We start from the raw sequence: 25726 nt of genomic DNA, 5'->3' as shown, positions 1-25726 counted from the left end.
GCTTAGACCTCGCCCCACAGATCGTGGCCGTCGGCGCCCGTGATCTTCACCGACACGAAATCGCCAACCTTATAACGCTTCGACGCCTTCGTCGTGGGCGCAATGTAGACTACGCCGTCGATTTCCGGCGCATCCGCAGCCGTCCGGCCAATGCCGCCATCCGGATTGATTTCGTCGACCAAAACCTTCAGCGTCTTGCCGACCTTGCGCGCGATGCGCTTCGCCGACACTTCTTCGGCCACTTCCATGAAGCGCGCGCGGCGTTCCTCGCGCACTTCGTCGGGCAGCGCGCCGTCGAGTTCATTGGCCGTCGCACCTTCGACAGGCGAATACGCGAAGCAACCGACGCGGTCCAGTTCCGCCTCGCGGATAAAGTCGAGCAGCGTTTCGAACTGCTCTTCCGTCTCGCCGGGGAAGCCCGCGATAAACGTGCTGCGGATGGTCAGATCCGGGCAGATCTCGCGCCAGGCGCGCACGCGTTCCATCACCTTCTCGGCGTTCGCGGGGCGCTTCATGCGCTTGAGCACTTCGGGATGCGCGTGCTGGAACGGCACGTCGAGATACGGCAGCACGTGACCCTTGAGCGGGCCTTCCGCCATCATCGGAATCACTTCGTCGACACTCGGATACGGGTAGACGTAATGCAGACGCACCCAGGCGCCATACTGCGCGGCGAGTTCGCCGAGCGCGCCGACGAGGTCCGTCATGCGCGTCTTGATCGGCTTGCCGTTCCAGAAACCTGTGCGGTATTTGACGTCGACGCCGTAAGCGCTCGTGTCCTGCGAGATCACCAGCAGTTCCTTCACGCCCGACTTGAACAGGTTTTCCGCTTCGAGCATCACTTCGGCGACGGGACGCGACACCAGGTCGCCGCGCATCGACGGGATGATGCAGAACGTACAGCGGTGATTGCAGCCTTCGGAAATCTTCAGATATGCATAGTGACGTGGCGTCAGCTTGACGCCGGCGGCGGGCACGAGATCGACGAACGGATCGTGCGGCTTCGGCAGATGGCTGTGCACGGCCTGCATCACTTCGCCTACGGCGTGCGGGCCGGTGACGGCTAGCACCTTCGGATGCACTTCTTCGATCAGGTTCGAGCCGCTCGCGCTCTGTTTCGCGCCGAGGCAGCCGGTGACGATCACCTTGCCGTTCTCGTTCAGCGCTTCGCCGATGGCATCGAGGCTTTCCTGCACGGCTTCGTCGATGAAGCCGCAGGTGTTGACGACCACAAGATCCGCGCCGTCATAGGTGCCGGAGATCTGGTAACCCTCCGCACGCAGCTGCGTGATGATCTGTTCGGAGTCGACGAGCGCTTTGGGGCATCCGAGTGAAACGAAGCCAACCTTCGGAATCGAAGCGGTCGGCGCGGCGGGGGTCGAAGTCTGCGACATAGAGAATGGTCCGGCGAGAGCGATGAGTGACGCGATAAACGAGGGCTTGGGCGTGCAGCCCAAACGCCGGAATCGCGGCAAACGTGGGTGCACCGTGCGGCGGCTTTCTCGTGGCGAGGGCCGTCGCGAAATGGGGCCATGTGGATCTTGTGGGATACGGTTGGGCCCTGCGCAAGCAACCTGGGATTATACCGTGGGTGAGCTGGACCAGGTTTGAACGCGAGACCGGCACGCACAGGCTATGGAGAGGGTTTGCGGGAGTGCATGGAAACCGCAGTCTGCCCGACTCGCTATCGGGCAGACCCTGTGGAAACAGCAGGCAGGCTTCGGAGACGGCAATCGCCCCTACTTCTTCTCCGGTTCCGGATTCCCCTGCGGCGCAGGCTGCGTAAACGGGAACGTGCTGAACATCGTCTTCGCCTGGTTCTGCATCTGCTCCTGCATCTGCACGAACATGTTCTTCGACTGCTCGATATAGCTCGTCATCATCCCCTGCATCATCGGGGCTTGCATGTTCATGAACTGCGACCAGACTTCCGGATTCATCGACTTGCCCTCGTACAGGCCCTTCGACTGATCGGCAAGCTTGTTCTGGATATCGATGAACGCCTGGATGTTCTTTTCCAGGTACGTGCCCATCATGCCCTGCATCGCGTGTCCGTAAAAACGGATGATCTGCGACAGCATGATCGAAGAGAACATCGGCAGGCCGCCGCTTTCTTCTTCGAGAATGATCTGAAGCAGGATGCTGCGCGTCAGGTCTTCGTTGCTCTTGGCATCGATGACCTTGAAATCCTCCTGATCCAGCACGAGCTGCTTCACATCAGTCAACGTGATGTAAGTGCTGGTCTCTGTATCGTACAGTCGACGGTTCGGATATTTCTTAATGAGTCGTTCGGCTGTTTTCTTTGTAGTAGTGGTCATGTAACGCCTTTGAGCGCGAATGAAGCGCAGAAACGGCGTCCTGTCGAACGCACAGCAAAACGCTGCGCGTACAAGACGCCGCCAGAAACATCTGAACCATGCAACGTCCTGCTTCGTTCAAGCCACCACGAACCAGGACGTCCACGGATCAGCCCATATGCAGGCCGCCGTTCAGCGAGAAGTCAGCCCCCGTCGAGAAGCCCGACTCATCCGACGCCAGCCATGCAACGATCGACCCGATTTCATCCGGCGTGCCGAGACGGCGCACCGGAATCGTCGCGACGATCTTTTCCAGCACGTCGGCGCGGATCGATTTCACCATGTCCGTGCCGATGTAGCCCGGCGACACGGTATTGACCGTCACGCCTTTGGTGGCCACTTCCTGCGCGAGCGCCATCGTGAAACCGTGGATCCCCGCCTTCGCGGTCGAATAGTTCGTTTGACCGAACTGGCCTTTCTGGCCGTTCACCGACGAAATATTGATCACGCGGCCCCAGCCACGCTCGACCATCCCGTCGATCACCTGCTTCGTCACGTTGAAAAGGCTGGTCAGGTTCGTGTCGATCACGGCCGTCCAGTCTTCGTGCGTCATCTTGCGGAACACGACGTCGCGCGTGATGCCCGCATTGTTGACCAGCACGTCGATCTCGCCGCACTCGGCCTTGACCTTGTCGAACGCGGCCTTGGTCGACTCCCAGTCGCCCACGTTGCCTTCCGACGCCACGAAGTCGAAGCCCAGCGCTTTCTGGTCTTCGAGCCACTTCACGCGGCGCGGCGAATTCGGGCCGCAGCCCGCGATCACCTTGAAGCCATCCTTGAGAAGACGCTGGCAAATGCTCGTGCCGATGCCACCCATGCCGCCCGTTACGTACGCAATTCGTTGTGACATAAAACACACTCCATTATCGTTTTACGAGACGCCAGCCGCCTCGTGCTTCGCCTTCCAATGTCCGATGCGCCTGGCGCGCGATCCACCGTGCGAAAAGCATCGAACCGCGCCACGCGAAACGTCGCCCTCGGCGACGCCCGCTCGCGTGGCGGCCTCCTTGTGAAACGCCCGCTTACGGACGCTCGAGCGCGAGCGCCACGCCCATGCCGCCGCCGATACACAGCGACGCCAGACCCTTCTTCGCGTCGCGCTTCTGCATTTCGTGCAGCAGCGTCACGAGAATACGGCAGCCGGATGCGCCGATCGGGTGGCCGATTGCGATCGCGCCGCCGTTCACGTTGATCTTCGACTGATCCCAGCCCATCTGCTTGTGCACGGCCAGCGCCTGCGCGGCGAACGCCTCGTTGATTTCCATCAGGTCGAGATCGTTCACGCTCCAGCCGGCGCGCTCCAGACACCGGCGCGATGCCGGCACCGGGCCCATTCCCATCACCTTCGGATCGACGCCCGCATTTGCATACGCCTTGATGCGCGCGAGCGGCGTGAGACCGAGCGCTTCAGCCTTCTTCGCCGACATCACGACCACGGCCGCCGCACCGTCGTTCAGACCGGAAGCGTTGGCCGCCGTCACCGTGCCTTCCTTCGAGAAGGCCGGCTTCAGACCCGCCAGCGATTCAGCCGTGACACCGTGGCGCACGAATTCATCGGTGGCAAACGACAGCGGATCGCCCTTGCGTTGCGGAATCTGGATCGGCACGATTTCATCATCGAAGCGACCGGCCTTCTGTGCGGCTTCCGCCTTATTCTGCGAAAGCGCGGCGAACTTGTCCTGGTCTTCGCGCGTGATGCCGTATTCCTTCGCGACGTTCTCAGCCGTCACGCCCATGTGGTACTGGTTGTACACGTCCCACAGGCCGTCGACGATCATCGTGTCGATCAGCTTGGCATCGCCCATGCGGAAGCCGTCGCGCGAGCCCGGCAGCACGTGCGGCGCGGCGCTCATGTTTTCCTGGCCACCCGCGATGACGATGTCGGCGTCGCCCGCGATGATCGCGTTGGCAGCCAGCATCACGGCCTTCAGGCCCGAGCCGCACACCTTGTTGATGGTCATGCCGGGCACGGCCATCGGCAGGCCTGCCTTGATCAGCGACTGGCGTGCCGGGTTCTGGCCCGAGCCTGCCGCCAGCACCTGACCCATGATGACTTCGCTCACCTGCTCGGGCTTCACGCCCGAACGTTCCAGCACGGCGCGGATCACCGTAGCGCCCAGCTCAGGTGCAGCAATCTTGGCCAGCGACCCACCGAATTTGCCGACAGCCGTACGGGCTGCCGATACGATCACTACGTCAGTCATTTGCGTTTCCTTTGGGGCTGCGGCGACATGCTCCACAGTAGCCCGTCAAGTTGTTAATCCGGTCAAGTCAGCGTTAATGCGGTACAGCGTCTGTCTCACTCCATCCGTCATCACTCGTTATGCGGTGGACGGCGGTCGCTCATTGCCCTTCGACGGCAACCGCTCGCCAATGTTTCGGCTCCCGAACGATCACTTTCCGCTCATTGGCTAACTATTCGCGTTCCTGCACGTAGCGGCCAGGCGCCGGCTCGATCACCGGGAATTCCGCCGAGCCGGCCTGTGCAGCCGGCTTCACCTTCTTGCCGCCGAACTGGTCGAGCCAGCTCGTCCATTCGGGCCACCAGCTGCCGGGCGTTTCCGTTGCGCTCTCGAGCCATTCGTCGGGCGTTTCTGGCAGCGTCTTGTCTTCGCCCGCCACCGACCAGTAACTGCGTTTCTTCTTCGCCGGCGGATTGATCACGCCGGCAATATGGCCCGACGCGCCGAGCACGAACTTGCGCGGGCCCGTCAGCAACGGCACCGACGCATAGGCCGTTTCCCACGGCACGATGTGATCTTCGCGCGAACCGTAAATGAACGTCGGCACGTCGATACGCGACAGGTCCACCTTCTCGCCGCACGTAGTCAACGCGCCCGGTTCGCGCAGCTTGTTCTCGAGGTACGTGTTGCGCAGATACCAGCAGTACATCGGACCGGGCAGGCTCGTCGAATCGCTGTTCCAGTACAGCAGATCGAACGGCATCGGCGTGCGGCCCTTCAGGTAGTTGTCGACGACGTAGTTCCACACGAGATCGTTCGGACGCAGGAACGAGAACGTGTTGGCGAACTCGAGGCCGCGCATCAGGCCAGGCGGCGTGCCGTTCTTGCCGCCGATGGTCTGCTCGCGCATCTGCACATGGGCTTCGTCGACGAAGATGTCGAGCACGCCCGTGTCGCCGAAGTCGAGCATGGCCGTGAGCAGCGTCATCGACGCCGCAGGATGCTCGCCGCGCGCCGCGGCTACGGACAGCGCCGTTGCGAGCAGCGTGCCGCCGATACAGAAGCCCAGCGTATTGATCTGCTCGCGCCCGCTGATCTTGCGCGTCGTTTCGATCGCGGCCAGCACGCCGTCGCCGATATAGTCGTCCCACGACTTGTCGGCGATCGACTGATCCGCGCTACGCCACGAAATCAGGAACACCTGGTGACCTGACTCGAGCGCGTGCGCAACCAGCGAGTTCTCCGGCTGAAGATCGAGGATGTAGTACTTGTTGATGCAAGGCGGCACGATCAGCAGCGGCCGCTCGTGCACGGTGGCCGTGCGCGGCTTGTACTGGATCAGCTGCATCAACGGGTTTTCGAACACGACGGAGCCTTCCGTCATCGCGAGATTCTTGCCGACGCCGAAACGCGATTCGTCCGTCTGCGAGATCTTGCCGCGCTGCATGTCGGCGAGCAGATTCATCACGCCTTGGCGCAGGCTCTCGCCATTGCTTTCGAGCAGCGTCTTTTGCGCTTCGGGATTCAGCGCGAAGAAGTTGCTCGGCGAGGCGGCCGCCGTCCATTGCTGCACGGCGAAGCGGATGCGTTCGCGGGTCTTCTGGTCGGTTTCGATGGCATCGACCAGTTCCTGCAGATAACGCGCGTTCAGCAAATACCACGCAGCCGTGTACGTGTAGACGGGCGTCGTCTTCCACGCATCCGAACTGAAGCGCCGGTCCTTGAGTTCGATGCCCGACGCTGCCTGCGTTGCCTGTTGCAGCAACTGCATCGCTTCGCGCGAATAGTCGGACTGCAACTGCTGAAGGCGGGTCGACGGAATCGATGCGCTCGGCATCTTTAGCCCGGCGAGCTGCTGCGTGAACTGTTGCGCAAACTGAGGATTGAAGGCTTGCCCGAAGAATGCGTTGAACGGCTGCCCTTCAGACTGACCATTGGGTTGAGCTTGCGTTTGCGCAAACTGTTTGGCCAGTTGTTCGAAGAAGGGATTCGCAAACGGCAGCGAGCCGGCCTGCGCCGTCGCCGCTTTCGCGAAGTCGGGCATGGGCGGAACACTAAAAGGATTGCCGCTTGCTGCAGCCGGTGCGCCTAGCGAACGCCATGCGTTCATCCAGGCATCGAACCATTGTTGCACCCCTGCCGCATTCGCTTGCTGCTGCGTGCGGTCCGATGAGGTGTCCGTGCGAGAAGAAGTCGAGGAAGTTTGAGATGCCGCCATGCCTGCTTTTAACCGAAAAGTCCTCGCGGACGGGTTGAGAGGCAGGTACTCGCGCGGGAGGCGCGAGTGGATCGCGACCGCGTTACGCCCTTGCCCAGTGGAGAACATTCTTGCGCCCCATCGCAAGGCATGTCAATGCTTGTTCCCGATTTTGCCGCAGTGCGATAATTTTTTCATCATCGTTTTCCCGATGTATATCAAATGCGTTCATCGACGGAAGTACGATCGTGCTGTGCAATGCAAAACGAGCCCGCTATAACGGGCTCGTCTGGGTCATTGCACAAGGCGTGGAAAGCTTATGCACTGCGCAACCGCGTAGGTCTTCTTATGTTTATGCAGTGCAACATAAGACCGCTTAAGAGTCCATTTGAGATCATGTCACGCGCAGCAAATTGCCTTTGCGCAGCGGCACTTACGGGCCTGGGTCAGTGGTCTTCGAGCCAGATCAGCGCGGCCATCCGGCCCGTCTCCCGATCACGCCGATATGAGTAAAAACGCTCGCGTTCGGTGAACGTGCAATGATCGCCGCCAACCACGTTCGTCACGCCGATCTGCGCAAGACGCAAACGCGCGAGTTGAGCCAGATCCGCGAGGTACTTGCCGGCGTTCTGCGGATGCTCGACAAAGGCGCTGGCGACCTCATCGCGTTGTGCGCCGCCGACACCCTTCATGAAGGCGTCACGCACGTCTGGTCCGACCTCGAATGCCTGCGGACCGATGCACGGGCCCAGATAGGCATGCAACACTGACATGTCAGTGCCCGCGAGCGACGCAACACGCTGCGCCGTGTTTTCGACGACACCCGATGCCAGGCCTCGCCAGCCCGCATGCGCGGCACCCACGGCCCGGCCTTGCGGGTCGCACAGCAGAACGGGCATGCAATCGGCGATCATCACCACGCATACCGTGCCCGTCCGGTCGGTCACGCTAGCGTCGGCTGGCAAGAGCGGCTCGCCACGTCGCGCAGCGGCCAGTACATCGTCGGCATTGACGACGGTTGCGCCATGAACCTGCGAGAGCCAGGCGGCTTCGTCGTGCGCCGTCAGCTTCATCAGCCGTGCGCGGTTGGCCTCGACATGCTCGGGCTCGTCGCCCGACTTCCTGCCGAGATTCAGCCCACCCGGCCCATCGACGCCATCGCGCCATGTGCCGAACGGCGGCAGGCTCACGCCGCCGTTGCGCGTCGTAACGAGCGCGTGCACGCGCGGCGACACGGACCACTCGGGGCGCAGCACATCGTTGAGGCTCAGCTCAGGGCTCAATGCAGGCAGCGTCATGCGCGATCGTCCTCGTCATAGGATGCGTCGTCATCGATATCGTCTTCTTCGTCGTAGCCGGATTCGAGCGCGGCTTCGTTATCGTCGAAGTCATCGTATTCGTCGTAGTCTTCGTCGTACGCGTCTTCGTGCTCGCGGCCAAGACCCAGTGCTTCGGACAGTTCAGCGATGTCCTCAGGCAAGTCGGCGCGCCATTGCATCGTGCGCCCAGTCTGCGGGTGAACCAGCGCGAGCCGCCATGCATGCAGCGCCTGGCGCGCGAAGCCGCCCGGCAGCGGCGCCACGGAGCGCTTGCCACGCGCGCGCCCATACACCGGATCGCCCAGCAGCGGATGACCGATATGTGCACAATGCACGCGAATCTGATGCGTGCGCCCCGTTTCCAGATCGCAGTGGATCGCCGACACGGGCTGTCGCTCCCAGATCGTCGAATCGATCCGCCGGAAGTGCGTGCGTGACGGCTTGCCCGACGCGCCCTTCACCACGGCCATGCGGGTGCGCTCGCGCGGATCGCGGCCGATCGGCGCGTCGATCGTGCCTTCTTCCGGCATGTTGCCCCAGACGAGCGCGAGATAGCGGCGCTTCACGGTGCGCGCCTGAAGCTGGCGCACGAGATCCGTTTGCGCTTCGAGCGTACGCGCGACAACCATCAGCCCCGACGTTTCCTTGTCCAGCCGATGCACGATGCCCGCGCGCGGCAGACCCGCAGCCGCTTCGCCATAGCGATGCAGCAGGCCGTTGAGCACCGTGCCGCTCCAGTTGCCCGCGGCGGGATGCACGACGAGGCCCGCCGGCTTGTTGATCACCACGAGCGTATCGTCTTCATAGACGATATCGAGCGGCACGGGTTCCGGCGTGAACGCGAGCTGCTCGGGCAGCAGATCGGGCACGAGTTCGATCGACGCGCCAAGCGGCACGGGCTGACGGATCTTCGCCGGCTGCCCATCGACTCGCACGCGCTGCGCCTCGATCCAGCTCTGCAGCCGGCTGCGTGAAAACTCCGGAAAGACTTTGGCAAGAACCTTGTCGAGACGGTCGCCGGCGAGCTCGGGCGGCACCGTGACGACCCGCGGGGTTTCGTCCGCGCGCCGCGCCTGGACTGGCTCAGCGGCAGATGACGATGGCGCAGCCGAGGTGTCGTCGACGAGATCGTCGTTGACGGTTTCCGGGGCCGGGTCACCTGCAGATGCGTCGGCGGGGTCGGCGCTTGGGCTATAATCTTTGTTGCTCTTCCGCGCGCCCTGACCGGGGCGCGGACTATTAGAACGGGTCATCGAGACTGGGTCACCTGGACGTAAAGCTAGACTGGAAAATGCGAGCCTTGAACATCATTACTCAAACTGTTCGAAAGACGGTGGCCCAAAAGCTGGCCAGGAAAGCAGCCCTTTATGGCGCTTCCGTGGCAGCCGTTACGCTGGTGGCAGCCTGTCACGGTCTGCCTGAGAAGACCGACGAGACGGCCACGTGGACCAACAATAAATTATATACGGAGGCGCAGGACGCCTTGAGCGGCGGGGACTTCGGCAAGTGCGCGAAATACTTCGAAGCGCTCGAAGGCCGCGATCCGTTCGGCCACTTCGCGCAGCAGGCGCAGATCAACGTCGCGTACTGCAACTGGAAGGACAGCGAAACGGACGCCGCCGACCAGGCCGTCAACCGCTTCATCCAGCTTCACCCCGATCACCCGGACATCCCTTACGCGTACTACCTGAAGGGCATGATCCACTTCAACGACGATCTCGGCCTGTTCGGCCGGTTCTCGGGCCAGGATATGAGCGAGCGCGACCCGAAGTCGCTGCGCGAGTCGTATGACGCGTTCAAGGTCGTGGTCGACAAGTATCCGCAGAGCAAGTACGCGCCGGACGCGGCGCAGCGCATGCGCTATATCGTGAACGCGCTGGCGTCGCACGAAGTGCACGCGGCCGACTACTACTATCGCCGCGGCGCCTATGTGGCCGCCATCAACCGCGCGCAGCTTGCGATCAAGGAATACAAGAACGCGCCGGCGATCGAAGACGCGCTGCACATCATGATGCTGTCGTATCAGAAGCTCGATCAGCCGCAACTCGCGGAAGACACGAAGCGCATTCTGGCCGGCACCTTCCCGGATAGCCCGTACATCACGGGTCATGCGCGTCCGGGCAAGGAAAAGTCGTGGTGGCAGTTCTGAGCTGCCGCAGATGCGTGAACGGCTAGACAGCGCCTGATATAAAAAACGCCACGGTACGTACCGTGGCGTTTTTGTTTGTGGCGTCCGTCCGCGTGATGCGGACGGCTCAGCAGCGGCCTAGTCGCGCTCGAACAGCGCAATCGACTCCACATGCGACGTGTGCGGGAACATGTTCACCACACCTGCGCCCTTGAGCCGGTAGCCCGCCTCGTGCACCAGCAGGCCCGCGTCGCGCGCGAGGGTCGCCGGGTTGCACGACACATAGACGATCCGCTTCGGCAACGGCCCTTCGCCGCTCTGCGCGATGTCCGCCAGCGCCTTCGATACGGCCAGCGCCCCTTCGCGCGGCGGATCGATCAGGTACTTGTCGAAGTGACCGAGCGCGCGGATGTCGTCGGCGGTGACTTCGAACAGATTACGCGACGCAAACGACGTATGACCGTCGACGCCGTTTTCCTTCGCGTTGTCGAGCGCGCGCGAGGTCAGCACCTCGCTACCTTCGATGCCGACCACTTCGCGCGAAATCCGCGCGAGCGGCAGCGTGAAGTTGCCGATACCGCAGAACAGGTCGAGCACGCGGTCGGTCTTTGCGGGCGCGAGCAGGCGCAGCGCGCGGCCGACCAGCACGCGGTTGATCTGGTGATTGACCTGCGTGAAGTCGGTCGGACGGAACGGCATGCGGATGCCGAACTCCGGCAGCGTGTAGTCGAGCTGGCGGTCGAGCGGATAGAACGGATACACGGTATCCGGGCCCTTCGGCTGCAGCCAGAACTGGACGTTGTGCTGATCGGCGAAATCACGCAGCAACTGTTCATCGGCAGCGTTGAGCGGCTCGAGGATGCGCAGCACCAGCGCCGTCACCGACGAGCCGACGGCCAGCTCGATCTGCGGCATGCGGTCGCGAATCGAAAGCGCTTCCACCATGTGGCGCAGCGGCACCAGCATGTCGGACACGTGCGGCGGCAGCACTTCGCAGCTGGTCATGTCGGCGACGTAGCTGCTCTTTTTTTCGTGGAAGCCGACCAGCACGCCGCCCTTCTTCGCCACATGCCGCACGGTGAGGCGCGCGCGATAGCGATAGCCCCACGACGGGCCGTGAATCGGCCGGAACACGGTTTCCGGGCGCAGCTTCGACAGATGCATCAGATTGTCTTCGAGCACGCGGCCCTTGACGGCCACCTGCGCGCGCACATCGAGATGCTGCATCGAACAACCGCCGCAGATGCCAAAAAACTTGCACTGCGGACGGGTACGTATCACGCTCTCTTTGAGGATATCGACGACCTGCGCCTGTTCGAAGCTCGGCTTCTTGCGGTAGCTCGAATAGGTGACGCGTTCGCCGGGCAGCGCGCCTTCGACAAAGATGACCTTGCCGGGCGAGCCGTCTTCCGTGACGGTGCGGCCGACGCCGCGCGCTTCCATGTCGAGCGAGTCGATATCGAGTTCGGGCGCCGCGAACGGGCCAGCGGCAGCGTCTTCGCGCGCCTTCCGGCTCTTTCTTGACGAGCGCGTTTTACCAATGTGGGGGACAGTTTCGGACACCTGCGACTTCCTGACAGACTGTGTAAAAGTGGGACCAAACACGAGATTGTAGACGAACGACACACACCGACGGAGATTTGACGATGCGACTGATCAGCTGGAATGTCCAGTGGGGACGCAGTGCGCACGGCGACGTGAACCTGTCGCGCACGATCGACGAAGCGCGGCGCCTCGCCGATTTCGACGTGTTGTGCATGCAGGAAGTCACGCGCGGCTTCTCGGTGTTGCCTGGCCATCCCGGCGACGACCAGTTCGCCGAACTCGCCGATGCCCTACCCGGTTTCACCGTACTGGAGGCAATCGGCGCAGATCTGCCCGCCTTGAAACTCGATGCGCCTGCCGCGCCGCGCCGGCAGTTCGGCAATGCGCTCGCGACGCGCCTTCCCGTCGAACGCGTGATCCGTCATTCGCTACCCTGGCCGGCCGATCCCGATTCGCCGTCGATGCAGCGTGTCGCGCTCGAGGCCGTGCTACGCGCGCCGGGCGGACCGGTGCGGGCGATCGTCACGCATCTGGAGTTTTATTCTGGGCGGCAGCGGATTGCGCAGGTCGAGCGGCTGCGGCAGTTGCAGCAGGAGGCCGCTGCGCATGCGGCGAATCCGGCGCCTGCCGAGAATGCGATCGGACCTTTTGCTGATACCGGACGGCCGGTTAGTGCCATTGTGTGCGGCGATTTCAATAGTGCGTATGGGAGTGATGCGTATCGGCGGATGCTTGAGCCGCTCAGCGGAAGTCCTTCGTTTATCGATGCCTGGACGGCGCTGCATCCGGGGCGGACGCCGCCCATGACGGCAGGTGTTTATGACAAGGTGCAGTGGGCCGATGGGCCGTTGACGTGTGATTTTGTATTCGTTACCGAGGATTTACGGTCTCGTTTACGGAGTTGCGAGATCGATGGTGTGACCAGGGCTTCGGATCATCAGCCTGTTGTTGTTGAGATTGATTGACGTTTTTTTGTCTTTGCGACGCTTTTGTGTTGGTTTGCTTGTGTTCGCGCTGGCATCCGCGTTTTGTCTTGCCTGCTTCAAGCGTTGCCCCTGTGCGGGGCGGCACTTACTTTCTTTGCCGCCGCAAAGAAAGTAAGCAAAGAAAGCGGGCTAACACCGCCAATTCTTGACCACCGCCTGAGGGCCCTCAACGGTTCCTCCACTTCACACGGAAACCTGCCATTTGCGGCCCGTTGCCAACGCCTTGCATACGCGCCTCACCCACTTCAATTACCCGTAGCGCAGCGAGCGGCAGCGAATGGTTACGGCCGCCCAGGTGGCAAACTGTGTGTAGGTCGTAGTGCCTCACACGTCAGCGAACCTACGACACCGATCGTGCTTTTCAGTCTGGAGTGATGCGTGTACGCCGCGACAGCCTACACACAGTTTGCCGCTATGGAACGTGGGAAATTTGATCGCGCGTGTGGCGACGCGGGATTGTGAAGCGGGTGAGGCGCTCGATAAGAGCGTTGGCAGCGGGCATCGAGAAAAATGCTGTCGCGGACAGGACGGGGCTGTTGGGGCCCGTGGGCAAGAACAAAGAACTGGCGGTGTTCAGCGGCTTTCTTTTGCCTACTTTTCTTTGCCGCGGCAAAGAAAAGTAGGTGCTGCCCCGCACAGGGGCGACGCGTGAATCAGTAAGTCATAACGCGGATGCCAGCGACAACACAAGCAAACCACCCCAGCGTCGCAAGACAAACCAAAAGCAACAAAGAGGCAACGCCCGAAGAACCGAAAACAAAACGCGAATGCCAGCAAAACCCCAGGCAAACCCCAAAAAAACCATCAATTCTCAAACGCAGCCAGATACTCAGCCCAGTGCGTCGCCGGCTCCTGCGCCAGGGAGTTCTTCACAAACGCAATCTCATCCGCGTACTCCTCCGGAGAAAACCCTCCACGCATCAACTGAAACCGGCAATACAGCAGATAAGTATTAACGACATCCGTCTCACAGTAATTACGAATCTCATCGATCCGCCCGGCCTGGAAGGCATGCCACACCTGCCCGCCATCCATCCCAAGCTTGCCGGGAAACCCGCACAATTTGGCAAGCGCATCGAGCGGCGCATTCGCCCTCGCCTGATACATGGCGAGCACGTCCATCAGATCGGTATGCCGCGAGTGATACCGGCTGATGTAGTTGTTCCACTTGAACTCGCGATCGTCCTCGCCGAGATCCCAATACTGTTTCGCGCGAATCCCATTCACAAGCGCCCGGTAGTGCAACACGGGCAGATCGAACCCGCCGCCATTCCACGACACTAACTGCGGCGTATATTTCTCGATCGTTCGATAAAACGACTGCACGAGCGAAGCCTCGCCATCGGCAGGCGTGCCGAGCGAACGCACGCGAAAACCGTTGTTGTCTCGGAACACACAGGAGATGGCAGCCACGCGCTGCAAATGATGCGGCAGAAAATCGCTGCCGGTCTTCTCGCGCCGCGCCGCAAACGCGTGCTCGGCCACTTCTTCGTCAGACATCGTTGCGGGAAGACTTTCAAGCCGGCGAATGCCGGCGACATCGGGAATCGTCTCGATGTCGAATACCAGAATGGGTGTCATCAGTTTCTAGAGAACGGCGTCCTTGCGTACGCCATTGGATGCAAAGAAGCGCTTCAGTCGCACCAGCGCCTCTTGCTGGATCTGGCGCACACGCTCACGCGTGAGGCCCATTTCGTCGGCGAGTTCTTCGAGCGTGGCCGGTTCGATGTGATTCAGGCCAAAGCGGCGCTCGATCACATGCCGATGCTTATCCGACAGCCGTGCCAGCCACGCGCGCGTCAACGTCTCCAGCTCGCGGTGCTGTACCTCGGCATCGGGCGACTGGCTCTGATCGTCGGACAGCAGATCGAGCAGGCTGCTCGCCGGGTCGAGATCGAGCGGCGCGTCGAGCGAGGCCGTATGCTCGTTCAGCGCGAGGATGTCGGTCACTTCGTCCGTGGTCTTGCCCGTCAGATACGCAATGTCGTCGATACTCGCGTCGCGGCGCTCGGCCGCTTCGCCCGAATTCATCGAGTTTTTTTCGAGGTGGCGCTTGGCGCGCAGCACCTGGTTCAACTCGCGGATCACGTGCACCGGCAGCCGCACCGTGCGCGCCTGATTCATGATCGCGCGCTCGATGCTCTGGCGGATCCACCACGTGGCATACGTCGAGAAACGGAAGCCGCGCGTCGGATCGAACTTTTCGATGGCATGCATCAGGCCGAGGTTGCCCTCTTCGATCAGATCGAGCAGCGGCACGCCGCGATTCAGATAGCCCTTCGCGATGCTGACCACGAGCCGCAGATTGCGCTCGATCATCACCTGACGCGCTTCGAACTCGCCCGCCTTCGCGAGACGCGAGTAACGCTGCTCTTCCTCGACGGTGAGCAGCGGCTTCACGCTGATCCGGTTCAGGTAGTGCTGAATCGTGTCAGCCGTGAGTTCGGCCTGCAAAAGCGCACGGAAATCGTCGGCGTCCGGCGCGGAATCGTTTGCGCTTTCACGCGAATCGGACTCGTCGTCGGAACCCGACGACCGGTCCTCGGCGTCGTTGCCGTTGTCGAGGTCGTCGACGGTCTCGTCTTCGACCTCCGAAGCGCCAGCGTCGTCCACCGAAACGGGCGTGGCACGGCTCACGGACTCAGTCTCTGCTTGCGACGGGCGGCGCTTCGATTTCGGCATGGTCGTATCGCTTGGCTTATTGCGGCGGCAAATACTTCATTGGATCGACAGGCTTACCCTGCCGGCGAACTTCGAAATGCAACATCACGCGGTCCGAATCACTGTTGCCCATTTCGGCGATCTTCTGACCTTTGGTCACCGCGTCACCCTCTTTTACCATCAAAGCACGGTTATGTGCATACGCTGTGAGATACGTGGCGTCATGTTTGATGATAATGAGATTGCCGTAACCGCGCAGCCCATTTCCTGCATAAACCACGCGACCATCAGCGGAAGCCTTTACCGGCTCACCTGCCGAGCCGCCGATGTTCACGCCTTTGTTCTTCGAATCGTCAAAGCCGTTCAACAATGGTCCGCGCACGGGCCACGCAAACGTCACGTTGCCGTTCGCCGCCGTCGCGTCGCTTGCGGCGGGCGGCGTGACAGCGGGTGCAGCCGATGCGCCCGGCGCCGCACCGTAAATGGGCGGCTGGTTGGCCGGGCCCGCCGACGGTGCGGGTTGCACGCCCGCAATCGGCGCACTCTGCACCGCGCCACCGCCGATCGGCGCCGTCGCCACACCCGGCGCGCCAGCCACGAGCGGCGCACCGTTTGCGCCCGGCGGCGCCACGCGCAGCAACTGGTCGACTTCGATCTGATTCGGGTTCGTCAGGTTGTTCCACGAAGCGATGTCGCGATAGTTTTGACCGTTTTCGAGCGCGATCCTATACAACGTGTCGCCCGGCTTCACTCGGTAGTAGCCCGGAGGCGGCGGGCCGAGCGGCACGGCCGGCTGCGCGGCGGATGCGGCTCCCGTCTGCGAGACGGTGCCAAGGGTGCCGGAGCGATCGACGACAGGCGCCTGATCGAGCCGCGTCGCACATGCGGCCAGGACGGACAGCATGGCCACGCAAACGCTGCGCTGAGCGACGGACAACGGGACATTCAGGCTGGTTCTTTGCATCGCGCGAAACATACTCATCGGGTTCAAATCACTCCGGATTTTAAGGGGACAAAGAAAACGCGATCAAGCCGCGATTCGCGCCATTGCGCGGGCCCCGTGCGCTCGACGAGCGTAAGAACCTGCGACTGTCCGTCCTGCGATCCGACGGGCGCCACGAGCCGCGCGCCAATGGCAAGCTGCTCGAGCAGCGCCTGCGGCACATCGAGCCCGGCCGCCGCGATCACGATGGCGTCGAACGGCGCAGCCGCGGGCAAACCGATGCGTCCGTCGCCGTAATGCAGACGGATGTTCGGAATGCGCAGCGGACGCAGGTTCGTCTTGGCGCGTTCGTAAAGCGGTTTGATGCGTTCAATCGAATACACGTCGCGCGCGACCTGGCTTAGCACCGCGGCCTGATAGCCGCAGCCCGTGCCGATCTCCAGCACATTGCCGAGCGTGCGGCCCTGCGCGGCCAGTTCGATCATCCGCGCGACCACGGAAGGCTTCGAGATGGTCTGGTGATGGCCGATCGGCAGCGCCGCATCTTCGTAAGCCTGCGTGGCGAGGCCCGGGTCCACGAACATGTGACGCGGCACCATCGACATCGCGTCGAGCACGCGCGGGTCCGTAATGCCGTTTGCCCGCAGCCTTTCGACCATGCGCTCGCGCACGCGTTCTGAGTTCAGCGTGTTCGCGCTCGTCAGCGCCACGTTAGGCGCGCCCGTGCGTTCGAACGACGCCGTCACGGGACGCGGCAACTGGTTACGCGCGCCGTCGTTGCGGATCGTGGTTGCGCTTTTCGTATTGACGATTACGGACGGGCTTTTTGTAACGGCAGACGCGCGTGTGGACGACGCAGGCTTCGCGTTCGAATTGAACGGACTTGCCGTGCTTTTCGAGCCAGCCGTCGTCCGTGCATTGACCGTGCTGCTCGCGCCGGTGCGGGCGCGGCCCGACTGTGCGTTCGCATTCGGCACGGCCGGCTTGGCGGCCGCCGTCTTCAACGCGGGTTTAGGCGCGGACGGCTTGGCCGCTTTCGCGCCGCGGGCGTCGTTTGCACGCGCGTCGGCCCGGCGCGGCTCGCGCACCAGGTCTTCGAGTCCAAGCGGAAAGCGCTTTGCGCGCTCGCCGGTCATGAAGTGCCGCTCCCGGCGCGTAGCCAGTCGCGCGCCGCGGGCAGCATGGCCGTATCGGTCAGGTCGAGTTGCAGCGGCGTGATCGACACGAAGCCGTTCGCCACTGCGTGGAAATCGGTGCCTTCGCTCGCGTCGCGCGCGGAACCCGACGGCCCGATCCAGTAGATCGGTTCGCCGCGCGGGTTGGTCTGGCGGATCACCGGCTGCGACGGATGCCGCTTGCCGAGACGCGTGATGCGCCAGTCGCGCAACTGCGCGTAAGGCAGGTTCGGAATGTTGACGTTCAGCAACGGATGGCCGGGCAACGGCTGCTCGAGATAGTGCTTGACGATTTCCGCGGCAACGCGCGTCGCGTCCTCGAGATGCACCCAGTCCTTGTCGACGAGCGAAAACGCAATGGCCGGCACGTTGAACATGATGCCTTCCGTCGCCGCGGCAACGGTGCCGGAATACAACGTGTCCTCGCCCATGTTCTGGCCGTTGTTGATACCGGACACGACCAGATCGGGAATGTGATCGAGCATGCCCGTCAATGCGATATGCACGGAGTCGGTCGGCGTGCCGTTCACGTAGTAGAAACCGTTCGCCGAGCGCAGCACCGACAGCGGACGCGAAAGCGTCAGCGAATTGGACGCGCCGCTGCAATTCTGTTCGGGAGCCATCACGGTGACATCGGCGAACGGCTTGAGCGCTTCGTAAAGCGCAGCAAGGCCTGGCGCCAGATAACCGTCGTCATTGCTGAGTAGGATTCGCATGCGGCGATTGTAACCGAGGAAACAAGGCACGCGAACGACACACAGGCCTCATGCATGCTTATGCTTTCACGCATCGCGGCGCGTGCCATCCGGTGCAATGAAAGCGCACGGTCGTTCGTGGTTGTTTTACACTGCTTCGCTGCATGGATTCATCACGATGATGTGTGCTGGCTTCGGTGTATTGATTCGCTCGCTGCCTTCATGCGACACGTGCATGGCGATGTGCACGAAACAGCCACGCCGCCGCAAGCACGCTTATGAATCGTGCATGAATTTGCCAGACCCGCACCGCACACTGACCGATGGGAGACACGATGCGCGCAATCCGCTGCACCCAGTATGGCCCGCCTGAAACCCTGAGCATCGAGGAATTGCCCGATCTCGTGCCGCAAGCCGGCCAGATCGTGATCGACGTGAAAGCGGCGAGCGTCAACTTCCCCGACGTGCTGATCATCCAGAACAAATACCAGTTCAAGCCGCCCCTGCCCTTCACGCCCGGCGCCGAAGTCGCGGGCATCGTCCGCGCGGTCGGCGATGGCGTCACTCATTTGCGGCCTGGCATGCGCGTGGTCGCGTACACGCAGCAAGGCGGTTTCGCCGAGCAGGCTGTCGCCGACGCCAGCGCCTGCGTGCCGCTGCCCGACGACGCCGATCTCGAAACGGCTGCCGTGTTCACGCTCGCGTACGGCACATCGCATCACGCCGTCGTCGACCGCGCGGCATTGAAAGCGGGCGAAACGATGCTCGTGCTCGGCGCGGCAGGCGGCGTTGGTCTCGCTGCCGTCGAAATCGGCAAGGCGCTCGGCGCGCGCGTGATCGCGGCCGCATCGAGCGACGAAAAGCTCGCCACCTGCGTCGCGCACGGTGCGCACGCAACCATCAACTACGCGACGGAAGACCTGCGCGAGCGCGTCAAGGCGCTGACGGACGGCAACGGTCCCGATGTCATTTACGATCCCGTCGGCGGCAGTTATGCGGAGCCCGCGTTTCGCAGCATCGGCTGGCGCGGCCGTTATCTCGTCGTCGGTTTTGCGAACGGAGAAATTCCGAAGCTGCCGCTCAATCTCGCGCTACTGAAAGGCGCGAGCATCGTCGGCGTGTTCTGGGGCGATTTCGCGCGGCGCGAGCCGCAGCGCAATGCTGCCGCTTTTCAGGAAATGCTCGGCTGGATTCGCGCCGGCAAGCTCAAGCCGCTCGTGTCGGCGCGCTATCCGCTCGAAGACACGGCGCGCGCGCTCAACGACATGGCACAGCGGCGCGTGCTCGGCAAGATCGTGATCACGCCGTAAGCGTTGCGTGCGCGCGACTTCCAATGAAAACGGCGCGTGGACCTTTCGGGTCACGCGCCGTTTTCATATCGGAACATCGGACGATCAGACTTTTTCCGTCTCGCCGCTCTTCGGCTGCCATTTCATCAGGCGCTTCTCCAGCATGCCGACGATGGCATCGAGTATCAGCGCGAAAGCCGTCAGCACGAGAATGCCGGCAAACACGGTGTTGATATCGAAGGTGCCTTCCGCCTGCAGGATCAGATAGCCGACGCCGCGCGCCGAGCCGAGATACTCGCCGACCACCGAACCGACGAATGCCAGCCCCACCGACGTATGCAGGCTCGAAAACACCCAGCTCATCGCGCTCGGCAGATAGACGGCGCGCAGTAACTGCTTGCGGTTCGCGCCGAGCATGCGCGCGTTCGCGAGCACGACGGGGCTCACTTCCTTCACGCCCTGATAGACGTTGAAGAAGACGATAAAGAACACGAGCGTCACGCCGAGCGCGACCTTCGACCAGATGCCAAGCCCGAACCACACACCGAAGATCGGCGCGAGAATCACGCGCGGCATGGAGTTGGCGGCCTTGATGTACGGATCGAACAGTGCGCTGGCCAACGGCGACAGCGCGAGCCACAAACCGACACCGAGCCCCAGCACCGTGCCGAGCGCGAACGCAAGGACCGTCTCGATCAGCGTGATCCACAGATGCAGATAGATTTCACCAGACGCGAACCACTCCCAGATCCGCACCAGCACTTTCTGCGGCTCGCCGAAGAAGAACGCGGCCTTGTTGGCGTCGTCGAAATAGAACGCGGGCAGCAGCGTCGGGCTCGTCAGCACGTACCAGAGCACGAAGCACAATACGAGCAGCAGCCATTGCCAGATCACGAGATTCGAGCGATTCGGGCGCAATGCTTTCCACATGTCAGTTGCCCTCCTGCGCGACGGTCAGTTGCTGCTGATAGCCTTTGAGCACTTCATCGCGCAGCACGCTCCAGATCTGCGCATGCAGCTCGACGAAGCGCGGATGCGAGCGCACTTCGGCGACATCGCGCGGACGCGGCAAATCGATCGTGAATTCGCCGATGGGATGCGTGCCCGGCCCCGCCGACAGCACGACGACACGGTCCGACATCGCGATCGCCTCGTCCAGATCGTGCGTAATGAACAGCACGGCTTTGCGCTTCGCCGCCCACAGATCGAGCAGCTCGTTTTCCATCAGCTGGCGCGTCTGGATATCGAGCGCGGAAAACGGCTCGTCCATCAGGATGATGTCGGGGTCGAGAATCAGCGTCTGCGCCATCGCGACCCGCTTTCGCATGCCACCCGACAACTGATGCGGATAACGGTCCCCGAAGCCGCCGAGGCCCACGCGCTTCAACCATTCGTCGGCGCGTGCGTGGGCTTCGTCACGCGGCACGTCGTGAAATTGCAGGCCCGCGAGCACGTTGTCGAGCGCCGAGCGCCACGGCATCAGCGCGTCCGCCTGGAACATGTAGCCTGCGCGTTTGTTGATGCCGGATAGCTTTTCTCCGAACACCGTGACCGACCCCGACGACGGCTCCAGCAGCCCCGCGCCGACATTCAGCAGCGTGGACTTGCCGCAGCCCGTCGGCCCGACCACCGAGACGAACTCGCCCGGCGCGATGCGCAACGTCGTGTCCTTGACAGCGGTGTAGCGTTGCCCGCGCTTCTCGCGCGAGGCAAACGTGCAGGTGATGTTTTCGAGTGCCAGGGCGGCAACGGTCATCGTTCGGCTCGCTTGTTCTGATTCTGTTCGCAGTTAGGCTGTCTGGTGATTCAGGGCGCTTCAGGCCGCTTCAGGCCTTCACCGTCGCGAGCGCCTTCTTCACGAAGTCGTTCGTCCAGGTTTTCGACAGATCGATCGGCTTGCCCTTCACCGTTTCGTCGAATGCCTGCAGCGTCTTGAGCGAGGTCGCGGGACCGTCGGCGGGCATCAGGCCATCGGGCGACATCGCCTCCTTGACGTGCTGCCACGCGTCCAGATACAAAGCGCGGTCGCCGAGCAGGTACGACTCGGGCACCGTGTTGATCAACTCCGCGCCCGTCGCCGTCTGCAGCCACTTGAGCGCGCGCACCATCGCGTTGGTCAGCGCCTGCGTCGTGTTGGGATTCTTGCTGATGAAGGTTTGCGACGCGTACAGACAGCCAGCCGGCATATTGCCGCCGAAGACCGTGCGCGTATCGCTGAGCGTGCGCGTATCCGACACGACGCGAATCTCGCCCGAGCGTTCGAGCTTCGTCATCACCGGGTCGAGATTGGCGAGCGCGTCGATCTGGCCGGACTGCAGCGCGGCGATCGCACCCGCACCGGCGCCCACGCCAATGAACGACACATCCTTCGCCGTCAGTCCGGCTTTGGCCAGCACGAAACTCGCCATGATCGACGTCGACGAACCCGGCGCCGTCACGCCAATTTTCTTGCCTTTCAGATCGGCGATCGTCTTGTAGTTCGCCATCGTCTTCTTCGACACGGCCAGCACGATCTGCGGCGCGCGTCCTTGCAGCACGAACTCGCGGAAATACTGGTTCTTCGCCTGCAGCAGCAGCGTATGTTCGAACGCGCCCGACACGACGTCCGCGCTGCCGCCGACAGCCGCCTTCAACGCCTGCGAGCCGCCCGCGAAGTCGGAAATTTCGACTTCGAGCCCTTCGTCCTTGAAGAAATTGCGGCGCTCGGCGATGGTGAGCGGCAGATAGTAAAAGAGGTTCTTGCCACCGACGGCAATTGCCACTTTCGACGTCTCCAGCTTGCTTTGCCCGAACGCGAGCGGCGAGCCGACGATGGACGCGCCTGCAAGCGCGGCGCTGCCTGCGAGGAAGCTTCTTCGTTGCATGGTCCTGTCTCCGTTTTTTGTTCTGTTGCGGGCCGGGTTATGCCCGTCTGTCTGCCCGTCTTCACGCGCTAACGCCGCGTTGACCCGATGGCCGGCTACACGATCTGTTGCGCGTGCAACCTTGCAATGTGGTCCGCATCATAACCCAGCGTTTGCAGAACTTCATCGGTATGTTCACCCAGTTCCGGGCCGAGCCAGCGCGTCTCGCCGGGCGTTTCCGAGAGCTTCGGCGTCACGTTCGGCAGCGCGATATCGCGGCCGTCCTGCCACTTGAAGGTCTGGATCATCTGGCGCGCGACGTATTGCGGATCGGTGAACATGTCGGCGACGCTGTAGATGCGGCCGACGGGCACGTCGGCGGCGTTCAGCACGTCGAGCGCTTCGTCGATCGTGCGTGTAGCGAGCCACGCGGCGATTGCGCCGTCGATTTCCTGCGTGCGCGGCACGCGGCCGTCGTTATGCGTGAGCGCTGGATCGTTCGCGAGGTCTTCGCGGTCGATCGCGATCATCAGCCGCTTGAAAATCGGATCGCTGTTGCCGCCGATCACGATGCTGCCGTCGCGGCACGGATAGGTATTCGACGGCACGATGCCCGGCAGCGACGCACCCGTGCGCTCGCGCACCATGCCGTACACGCCGTATTCGGGCACCACGCTTTCCATCATGTTGAACACGGCTTCGTACAGCGCGACATCGACCACCTGCCCTTTGCCGCCGTTTGCTGTGCGGTGATGCAGCGCCATCAGCGCGCCGATCACGCCGTGCAGCGCCGCGATCGAATCGCCGATCGAAATGCCGATGCGCGGCGGTGGCAAGTCCGGATAACCGGTGATATGGCGCAGCCCGCCCATCGATTCCGCAATCGCGCCGAAGCCCGGACGGTCGCGATACGGGCCGGTCTGGCCGTAGCCCGACAGACGCACCATCACGAGACCGGGGTTTTCCGCCGACAGCACGTCGTAACCGAGGCCAAGCTTTTCGAGCAGCCCCGGCCGGAAATTCTCGACGACGATATCGGCTTCCTTCGCGAGCTTGCGGACGATTTCCTTGCCTTCGTCGGCCTTCAGGTTGATCGTCACCGACTTTTTATTGCGGGCCTGCACGGCCCACCACAGCGACGTGCCGCCCACTTCGGGATAGAGCTTGCGCCATTTGCGCAGCGGATCGCCGCCCTTCGGATCTTCGATCTTGATCACGTCCGCGCCGAACTCGCCGAGAAAGCGCGCGGCGAACGGGCCCGCGATCAGTGTGCCGAGTTCGAGCACCTTGACGCCCGCGAGCGGGCCTTTGGGTTTGTCCGTCGACGTTTGCGTTGAAGTGGATGCGCTCATGTGTCTCCTGATCTTCTTTGTGCTGGCCGGGCGCGTCGTGCGGTCGCGCTTTCTTGTGCGCTTCGGTGCTTCAGCGTGGCGCTACATCGAACGCCGGTCGAGCATCGCGCGCGCGATCGTGCCGGCATCGACGTATTCGAGTTCGCCGCCAACGGGCACGCCGCGCGCAAGCCGCGTGACGGACAGGCCGCGTGCCTTCAGCGTCTGGCCAAGATAATGCGCGGTCGCCTCGCCTTCGTTCGTGAAGTTGGTGGCGAGCACCACTTCCTTCACGACGCCGTCGGTGGCGCGTTTCACAAGGCGATCGAAGTGGATTTCCTTCGGGCCGATGCCGTCGAGCGGACTGAGCCGCCCCATCAGCACGAAATACAGGCCGTGCCAGGTCATCGTCTGTTCGAGCATGATCTGGTCGGCGGGCGTTTCGACCACGCACAGCAAGGTCGGGTCACGCTCGGTGTCGAGGCAGACTTCGCAGATCTGCGCTTCCGTGAAGGTGTTGCACTTCTCGCAGTGCTGCAGATGCTCGGTGGCGAACAGCAGCGAGCGGCCGAGTTTTTCGGCGCCGTCCCGATCGTGCTGCATCAGGTGATACGCCATGCGCTGCGCGGACTTCGGACCGACGCCGGGCAGCGCGCGCAGCGCTTCGACGAGCGCCGACAAGGCGGAAGGTTGTTTCATGCTGGTACGGCGACGTCGATCGTGAGGGGTTGAATCGCGAGTGTGTTCAGGCGCGTGATGTTCAGACGCGAGAAGCCGCGCCATTCGTCGATGAACGGCGAACGCGCGGTCATGCTGTCATGCGCCGCGCGTGACACGCTGCGCGATTTAGAACGGCAGCTTGAAGCCCGGCGGCAACGGCAGGCCGGACGTCATGCCACCCATCTTTTCCTGCGCGGTGGCTTCTGCCTTGCGCACGGCATCGTTGAAGGCAGCGGCAACGAGGTCTTCGAGCATGTCCTTGTCGTCGGCGAGCAGGCTCGGATCGATCGATACGCGGCGCACGTCGTTCTTGCAGGTCATCGTCACCTTGACGAGACCAGCGCCCGACTGCCCCTCGACTTCGATCAGCGCGAGTTGCTCCTGCATCTTCTTCATGTTCTCTTGCATCTGCTGGGCTTGCTTCATCAGCCCGGCGAGTTGGCCTTTCATCATGGACTTGCTCCTTCGTAATAGTTGATTCGGTTGGGCGCGCGGGAGTCGCGACAGGCGCGATGACTGCGCGCGCGGACAATCAGTGGGCGGCTGCGCTCTGGCCGCCTTCGGCGCCCGGCGTGAGCGGACGCACCGAGCCCGGCACGATCCTCGCACCGAACTCGCGGATCAGCGACTGCACGAACGGATCGGCGCCGATTTCGCGCTCGGCTTCCTGCTGGCGCCTGGCGCGGTCGATCGAATCGAGCACGGCGGCCGTGCGTTTCACGGGACCGACTTCGACCTGCACGTCAATTTCGCTGCCGATGCGCTCGGCGAGCGCGGCCTTGAGTTTCGCGATCTGCGCGGGCTCGGCGTACAACTGGACGGCAACGTTCAGTTTCAGCGTCTTCCCTTCGACCGCCATCAGCTCGCTGTTGAACGCGAGCTGGTATGAGATGCCTTTCAACGGCAGCGTCACGGCGAGCGCGGGCCAGTCGCCGTCGAAGCCGATCGCGTCGAGCGGCACGGCGGGCGGCAGCGTGCGGATATCGACGACGGGCGCGGCCGCAGGCGCTGCGGCCTGCGCATTGCCACGGCCGACGACCATGTCGTCCGGGCCGCTGTCGAAGACGGGAATGAAATTGTCGTCCGAAGACACGTAGAACGCATCGTCCGATGAGGCCGGCATGTAGTCGTCCGGCGGAATGTCTTCCCACGGCGGGACCGACGCGCCGCCTTGCGGCTGTGCGGCACGCGGCGTCTGGGCGCGCGCGGCGGTTTCCTGTTGTGCAGCCGCAGCAGCGCGGCGCGCTGGATCAGGCGTCGGCACGCCCACGGCGAGATCGGAAGAGCGTCGGGTAGGGAAAGAGGGTACCGTGGCGTGGTCAAGTCTCGGGGCTTGGTGTGTTCAACAAACAAA

The 25726-nt window shown here is 62.7% G+C and carries 23 protein-coding genes and 1 pseudogene; 4 read left to right on the top strand and 20 right to left on the bottom strand.

The window, feature by feature from the left end; all coding sequences use genetic code 11:
• Positions 1-2: 2 nt before the first annotated feature.
• The 7 genes from rimO to G3O01_RS24560 form a co-directional block, all read right to left on the bottom strand.
• The gene (rimO, locus tag G3O01_RS24590; RefSeq protein WP_205808825.1) at positions 3-1394 is read right to left on the bottom strand and encodes a 30S ribosomal protein S12 methylthiotransferase RimO; all 1392 of its coding nucleotides are present in this window, start codon (positions 1392-1394) and stop codon (positions 3-5) included.
• Positions 1395-1739: 345 nt separating this feature from the next.
• A complete protein-coding gene (gene phaR / locus G3O01_RS24585; RefSeq protein ID WP_205808823.1) occupies positions 1740-2318 on the bottom strand; it encodes a polyhydroxyalkanoate synthesis repressor PhaR in 579 nt (192 codons plus the stop codon).
• Between the two features lie 148 nt (positions 2319-2466).
• Positions 2467-3207: a 3-ketoacyl-ACP reductase gene (locus G3O01_RS24580; protein WP_109482765.1), complete on the bottom strand. Its 741-nt coding sequence runs from the start codon at positions 3205-3207 to the stop codon at positions 2467-2469.
• A 172-nt stretch (positions 3208-3379) separates the two neighbouring features.
• Complete coding sequence (locus G3O01_RS24575; protein WP_205808821.1) at positions 3380-4561, bottom strand: acetyl-CoA C-acetyltransferase; 1182 nt, start codon at positions 4559-4561, stop codon at positions 3380-3382.
• Between the two features lie 211 nt (positions 4562-4772).
• A complete protein-coding gene (phaC, locus tag G3O01_RS24570; RefSeq protein ID WP_205809201.1) occupies positions 4773-6674 on the bottom strand; it encodes a class I poly(R)-hydroxyalkanoic acid synthase in 1902 nt (633 codons plus the stop codon).
• A gap of 509 nt (positions 6675-7183) precedes the next feature.
• Positions 7184-8035 (bottom strand): peptidoglycan editing factor PgeF, encoded by an 852-nt coding sequence (gene pgeF / locus G3O01_RS24565; protein ID WP_205808819.1) that lies wholly within the window; start codon positions 8033-8035, stop codon positions 7184-7186.
• Positions 8032-9309, bottom strand: a complete 1278-nt coding sequence (locus G3O01_RS24560) for an RluA family pseudouridine synthase (RefSeq protein ID WP_205808817.1) — start codon at positions 9307-9309, stop codon at positions 8032-8034. The genes pgeF and G3O01_RS24560 overlap by 4 nt, the downstream gene beginning before the upstream one ends.
• Positions 9310-9347: 38 nt before the next feature.
• Here G3O01_RS24560 and G3O01_RS24555 point away from each other — a divergent pair, with 38 nt between their 5' ends.
• Positions 9348-10205 carry an outer membrane protein assembly factor BamD gene (locus G3O01_RS24555; protein ID WP_205808815.1) on the top strand — a complete coding sequence of 286 codons (858 nt, stop codon included), beginning with the start codon at positions 9348-9350 and terminating at the stop codon, positions 10203-10205.
• A gap of 117 nt (positions 10206-10322) precedes the next feature.
• Here G3O01_RS24555 and rlmD read toward each other — a convergent pair whose 3' ends face one another.
• A complete protein-coding gene (gene rlmD / locus G3O01_RS24550; protein ID WP_205808813.1) occupies positions 10323-11747 on the bottom strand; it encodes a 23S rRNA (uracil(1939)-C(5))-methyltransferase RlmD in 1425 nt (474 codons plus the stop codon).
• An 83-nt stretch (positions 11748-11830) separates the two neighbouring features.
• Here rlmD and G3O01_RS24545 point away from each other — a divergent pair, with 83 nt between their 5' ends.
• A complete protein-coding gene (locus tag G3O01_RS24545; RefSeq protein WP_205808802.1) occupies positions 11831-12694 on the top strand; it encodes an endonuclease/exonuclease/phosphatase family protein in 864 nt (287 codons plus the stop codon).
• Positions 12695-13203: 509 nt separating this feature from the next.
• Positions 13204-13338, top strand: a complete 135-nt coding sequence (locus tag G3O01_RS45590) for a hypothetical protein (RefSeq protein WP_277403053.1) — start codon at positions 13204-13206, stop codon at positions 13336-13338.
• A gap of 181 nt (positions 13339-13519) precedes the next feature.
• Here G3O01_RS45590 and G3O01_RS24540 read toward each other — a convergent pair whose 3' ends face one another.
• Genes G3O01_RS24540 through surE form a run of 5 tightly spaced genes read right to left on the bottom strand, consistent with a single transcriptional unit; the run spans position 13520 to position 18210 of the window.
• Entirely contained in the window at positions 13520-14296 is a 777-nt protein-coding gene (locus tag G3O01_RS24540; RefSeq protein WP_205808794.1) for a 3'-5' exonuclease, read from the bottom strand.
• A 6-nt stretch (positions 14297-14302) separates the two neighbouring features.
• Positions 14303-15397 (bottom strand): RNA polymerase sigma factor RpoS, encoded by a 1095-nt coding sequence (rpoS, locus tag G3O01_RS24535; RefSeq protein WP_205808792.1) that lies wholly within the window; start codon positions 15395-15397, stop codon positions 14303-14305.
• Between the two features lie 16 nt (positions 15398-15413).
• Positions 15414-16358, bottom strand: a complete 945-nt coding sequence (locus G3O01_RS24530) for a peptidoglycan DD-metalloendopeptidase family protein (protein ID WP_205808790.1) — start codon at positions 16356-16358, stop codon at positions 15414-15416.
• A 5-nt stretch (positions 16359-16363) separates the two neighbouring features.
• Positions 16364-17455, bottom strand: a complete 1092-nt coding sequence (locus G3O01_RS24525) for a protein-L-isoaspartate(D-aspartate) O-methyltransferase (RefSeq protein ID WP_205808788.1) — start codon at positions 17453-17455, stop codon at positions 16364-16366.
• Positions 17452-18210, bottom strand: coding sequence for a 5'/3'-nucleotidase SurE (gene surE, locus G3O01_RS24520; RefSeq protein WP_205808786.1), 759 nt, complete (start codon positions 18208-18210; stop codon positions 17452-17454). The genes G3O01_RS24525 and surE overlap by 4 nt, the downstream gene beginning before the upstream one ends.
• 314 nt (positions 18211-18524) lie before the next feature.
• Here surE and G3O01_RS24515 point away from each other — a divergent pair, with 314 nt between their 5' ends.
• The gene (locus G3O01_RS24515) at positions 18525-19499 is read left to right on the top strand and encodes an NADPH:quinone oxidoreductase family protein (RefSeq protein ID WP_205808776.1); all 975 of its coding nucleotides are present in this window, start codon (positions 18525-18527) and stop codon (positions 19497-19499) included.
• Between the two features lie 84 nt (positions 19500-19583).
• On the opposite strand, the gene G3O01_RS24510 is transcribed toward G3O01_RS24515, so the two are convergent.
• From G3O01_RS24510 to G3O01_RS24480, 7 genes and pseudogenes are all read right to left on the bottom strand, one after another.
• Positions 19584-20408 carry an ABC transporter permease gene (locus G3O01_RS24510; protein WP_205808774.1) on the bottom strand — a complete coding sequence of 275 codons (825 nt, stop codon included), beginning with the start codon at positions 20406-20408 and terminating at the stop codon, positions 19584-19586.
• A 1-nt stretch (position 20409) separates the two neighbouring features.
• Positions 20410-21234: an ABC transporter ATP-binding protein gene (locus G3O01_RS24505; RefSeq protein ID WP_205808772.1), complete on the bottom strand. Its 825-nt coding sequence runs from the start codon at positions 21232-21234 to the stop codon at positions 20410-20412.
• A gap of 70 nt (positions 21235-21304) precedes the next feature.
• Positions 21305-22342 (bottom strand): ABC transporter substrate-binding protein, encoded by a 1038-nt coding sequence (locus G3O01_RS24500; protein ID WP_205808770.1) that lies wholly within the window; start codon positions 22340-22342, stop codon positions 21305-21307.
• Positions 22343-22437: 95 nt separating this feature from the next.
• Complete coding sequence (locus tag G3O01_RS24495; protein ID WP_205808759.1) at positions 22438-23673, bottom strand: CaiB/BaiF CoA-transferase family protein; 1236 nt, start codon at positions 23671-23673, stop codon at positions 22438-22440.
• An 81-nt stretch (positions 23674-23754) separates the two neighbouring features.
• A complete protein-coding gene (gene recR, locus G3O01_RS24490) occupies positions 23755-24351 on the bottom strand; it encodes a recombination mediator RecR (RefSeq protein WP_205808758.1) in 597 nt (198 codons plus the stop codon).
• A gap of 147 nt (positions 24352-24498) precedes the next feature.
• Positions 24499-24825: a YbaB/EbfC family nucleoid-associated protein gene (locus tag G3O01_RS24485; RefSeq protein WP_007182071.1), complete on the bottom strand. Its 327-nt coding sequence runs from the start codon at positions 24823-24825 to the stop codon at positions 24499-24501.
• Between the two features lie 79 nt (positions 24826-24904).
• Positions 24905-25678: pseudogene (locus G3O01_RS24480) on the bottom strand (DNA polymerase III subunit gamma/tau C-terminal domain-containing protein); the annotation flags it as partial.
• Positions 25679-25726: the final 48 nt, after the last annotated feature.

It is taken from the genome of Burkholderia sp. Ac-20365 (assembly GCF_017104715.1).
GTDB lineage: Bacteria > Pseudomonadota > Gammaproteobacteria > Burkholderiales > Burkholderiaceae > Paraburkholderia.
The sequence above is the reverse complement of the archived record's forward strand: the minus strand, read 5'-3'. Positions and strand labels throughout refer to the sequence as shown.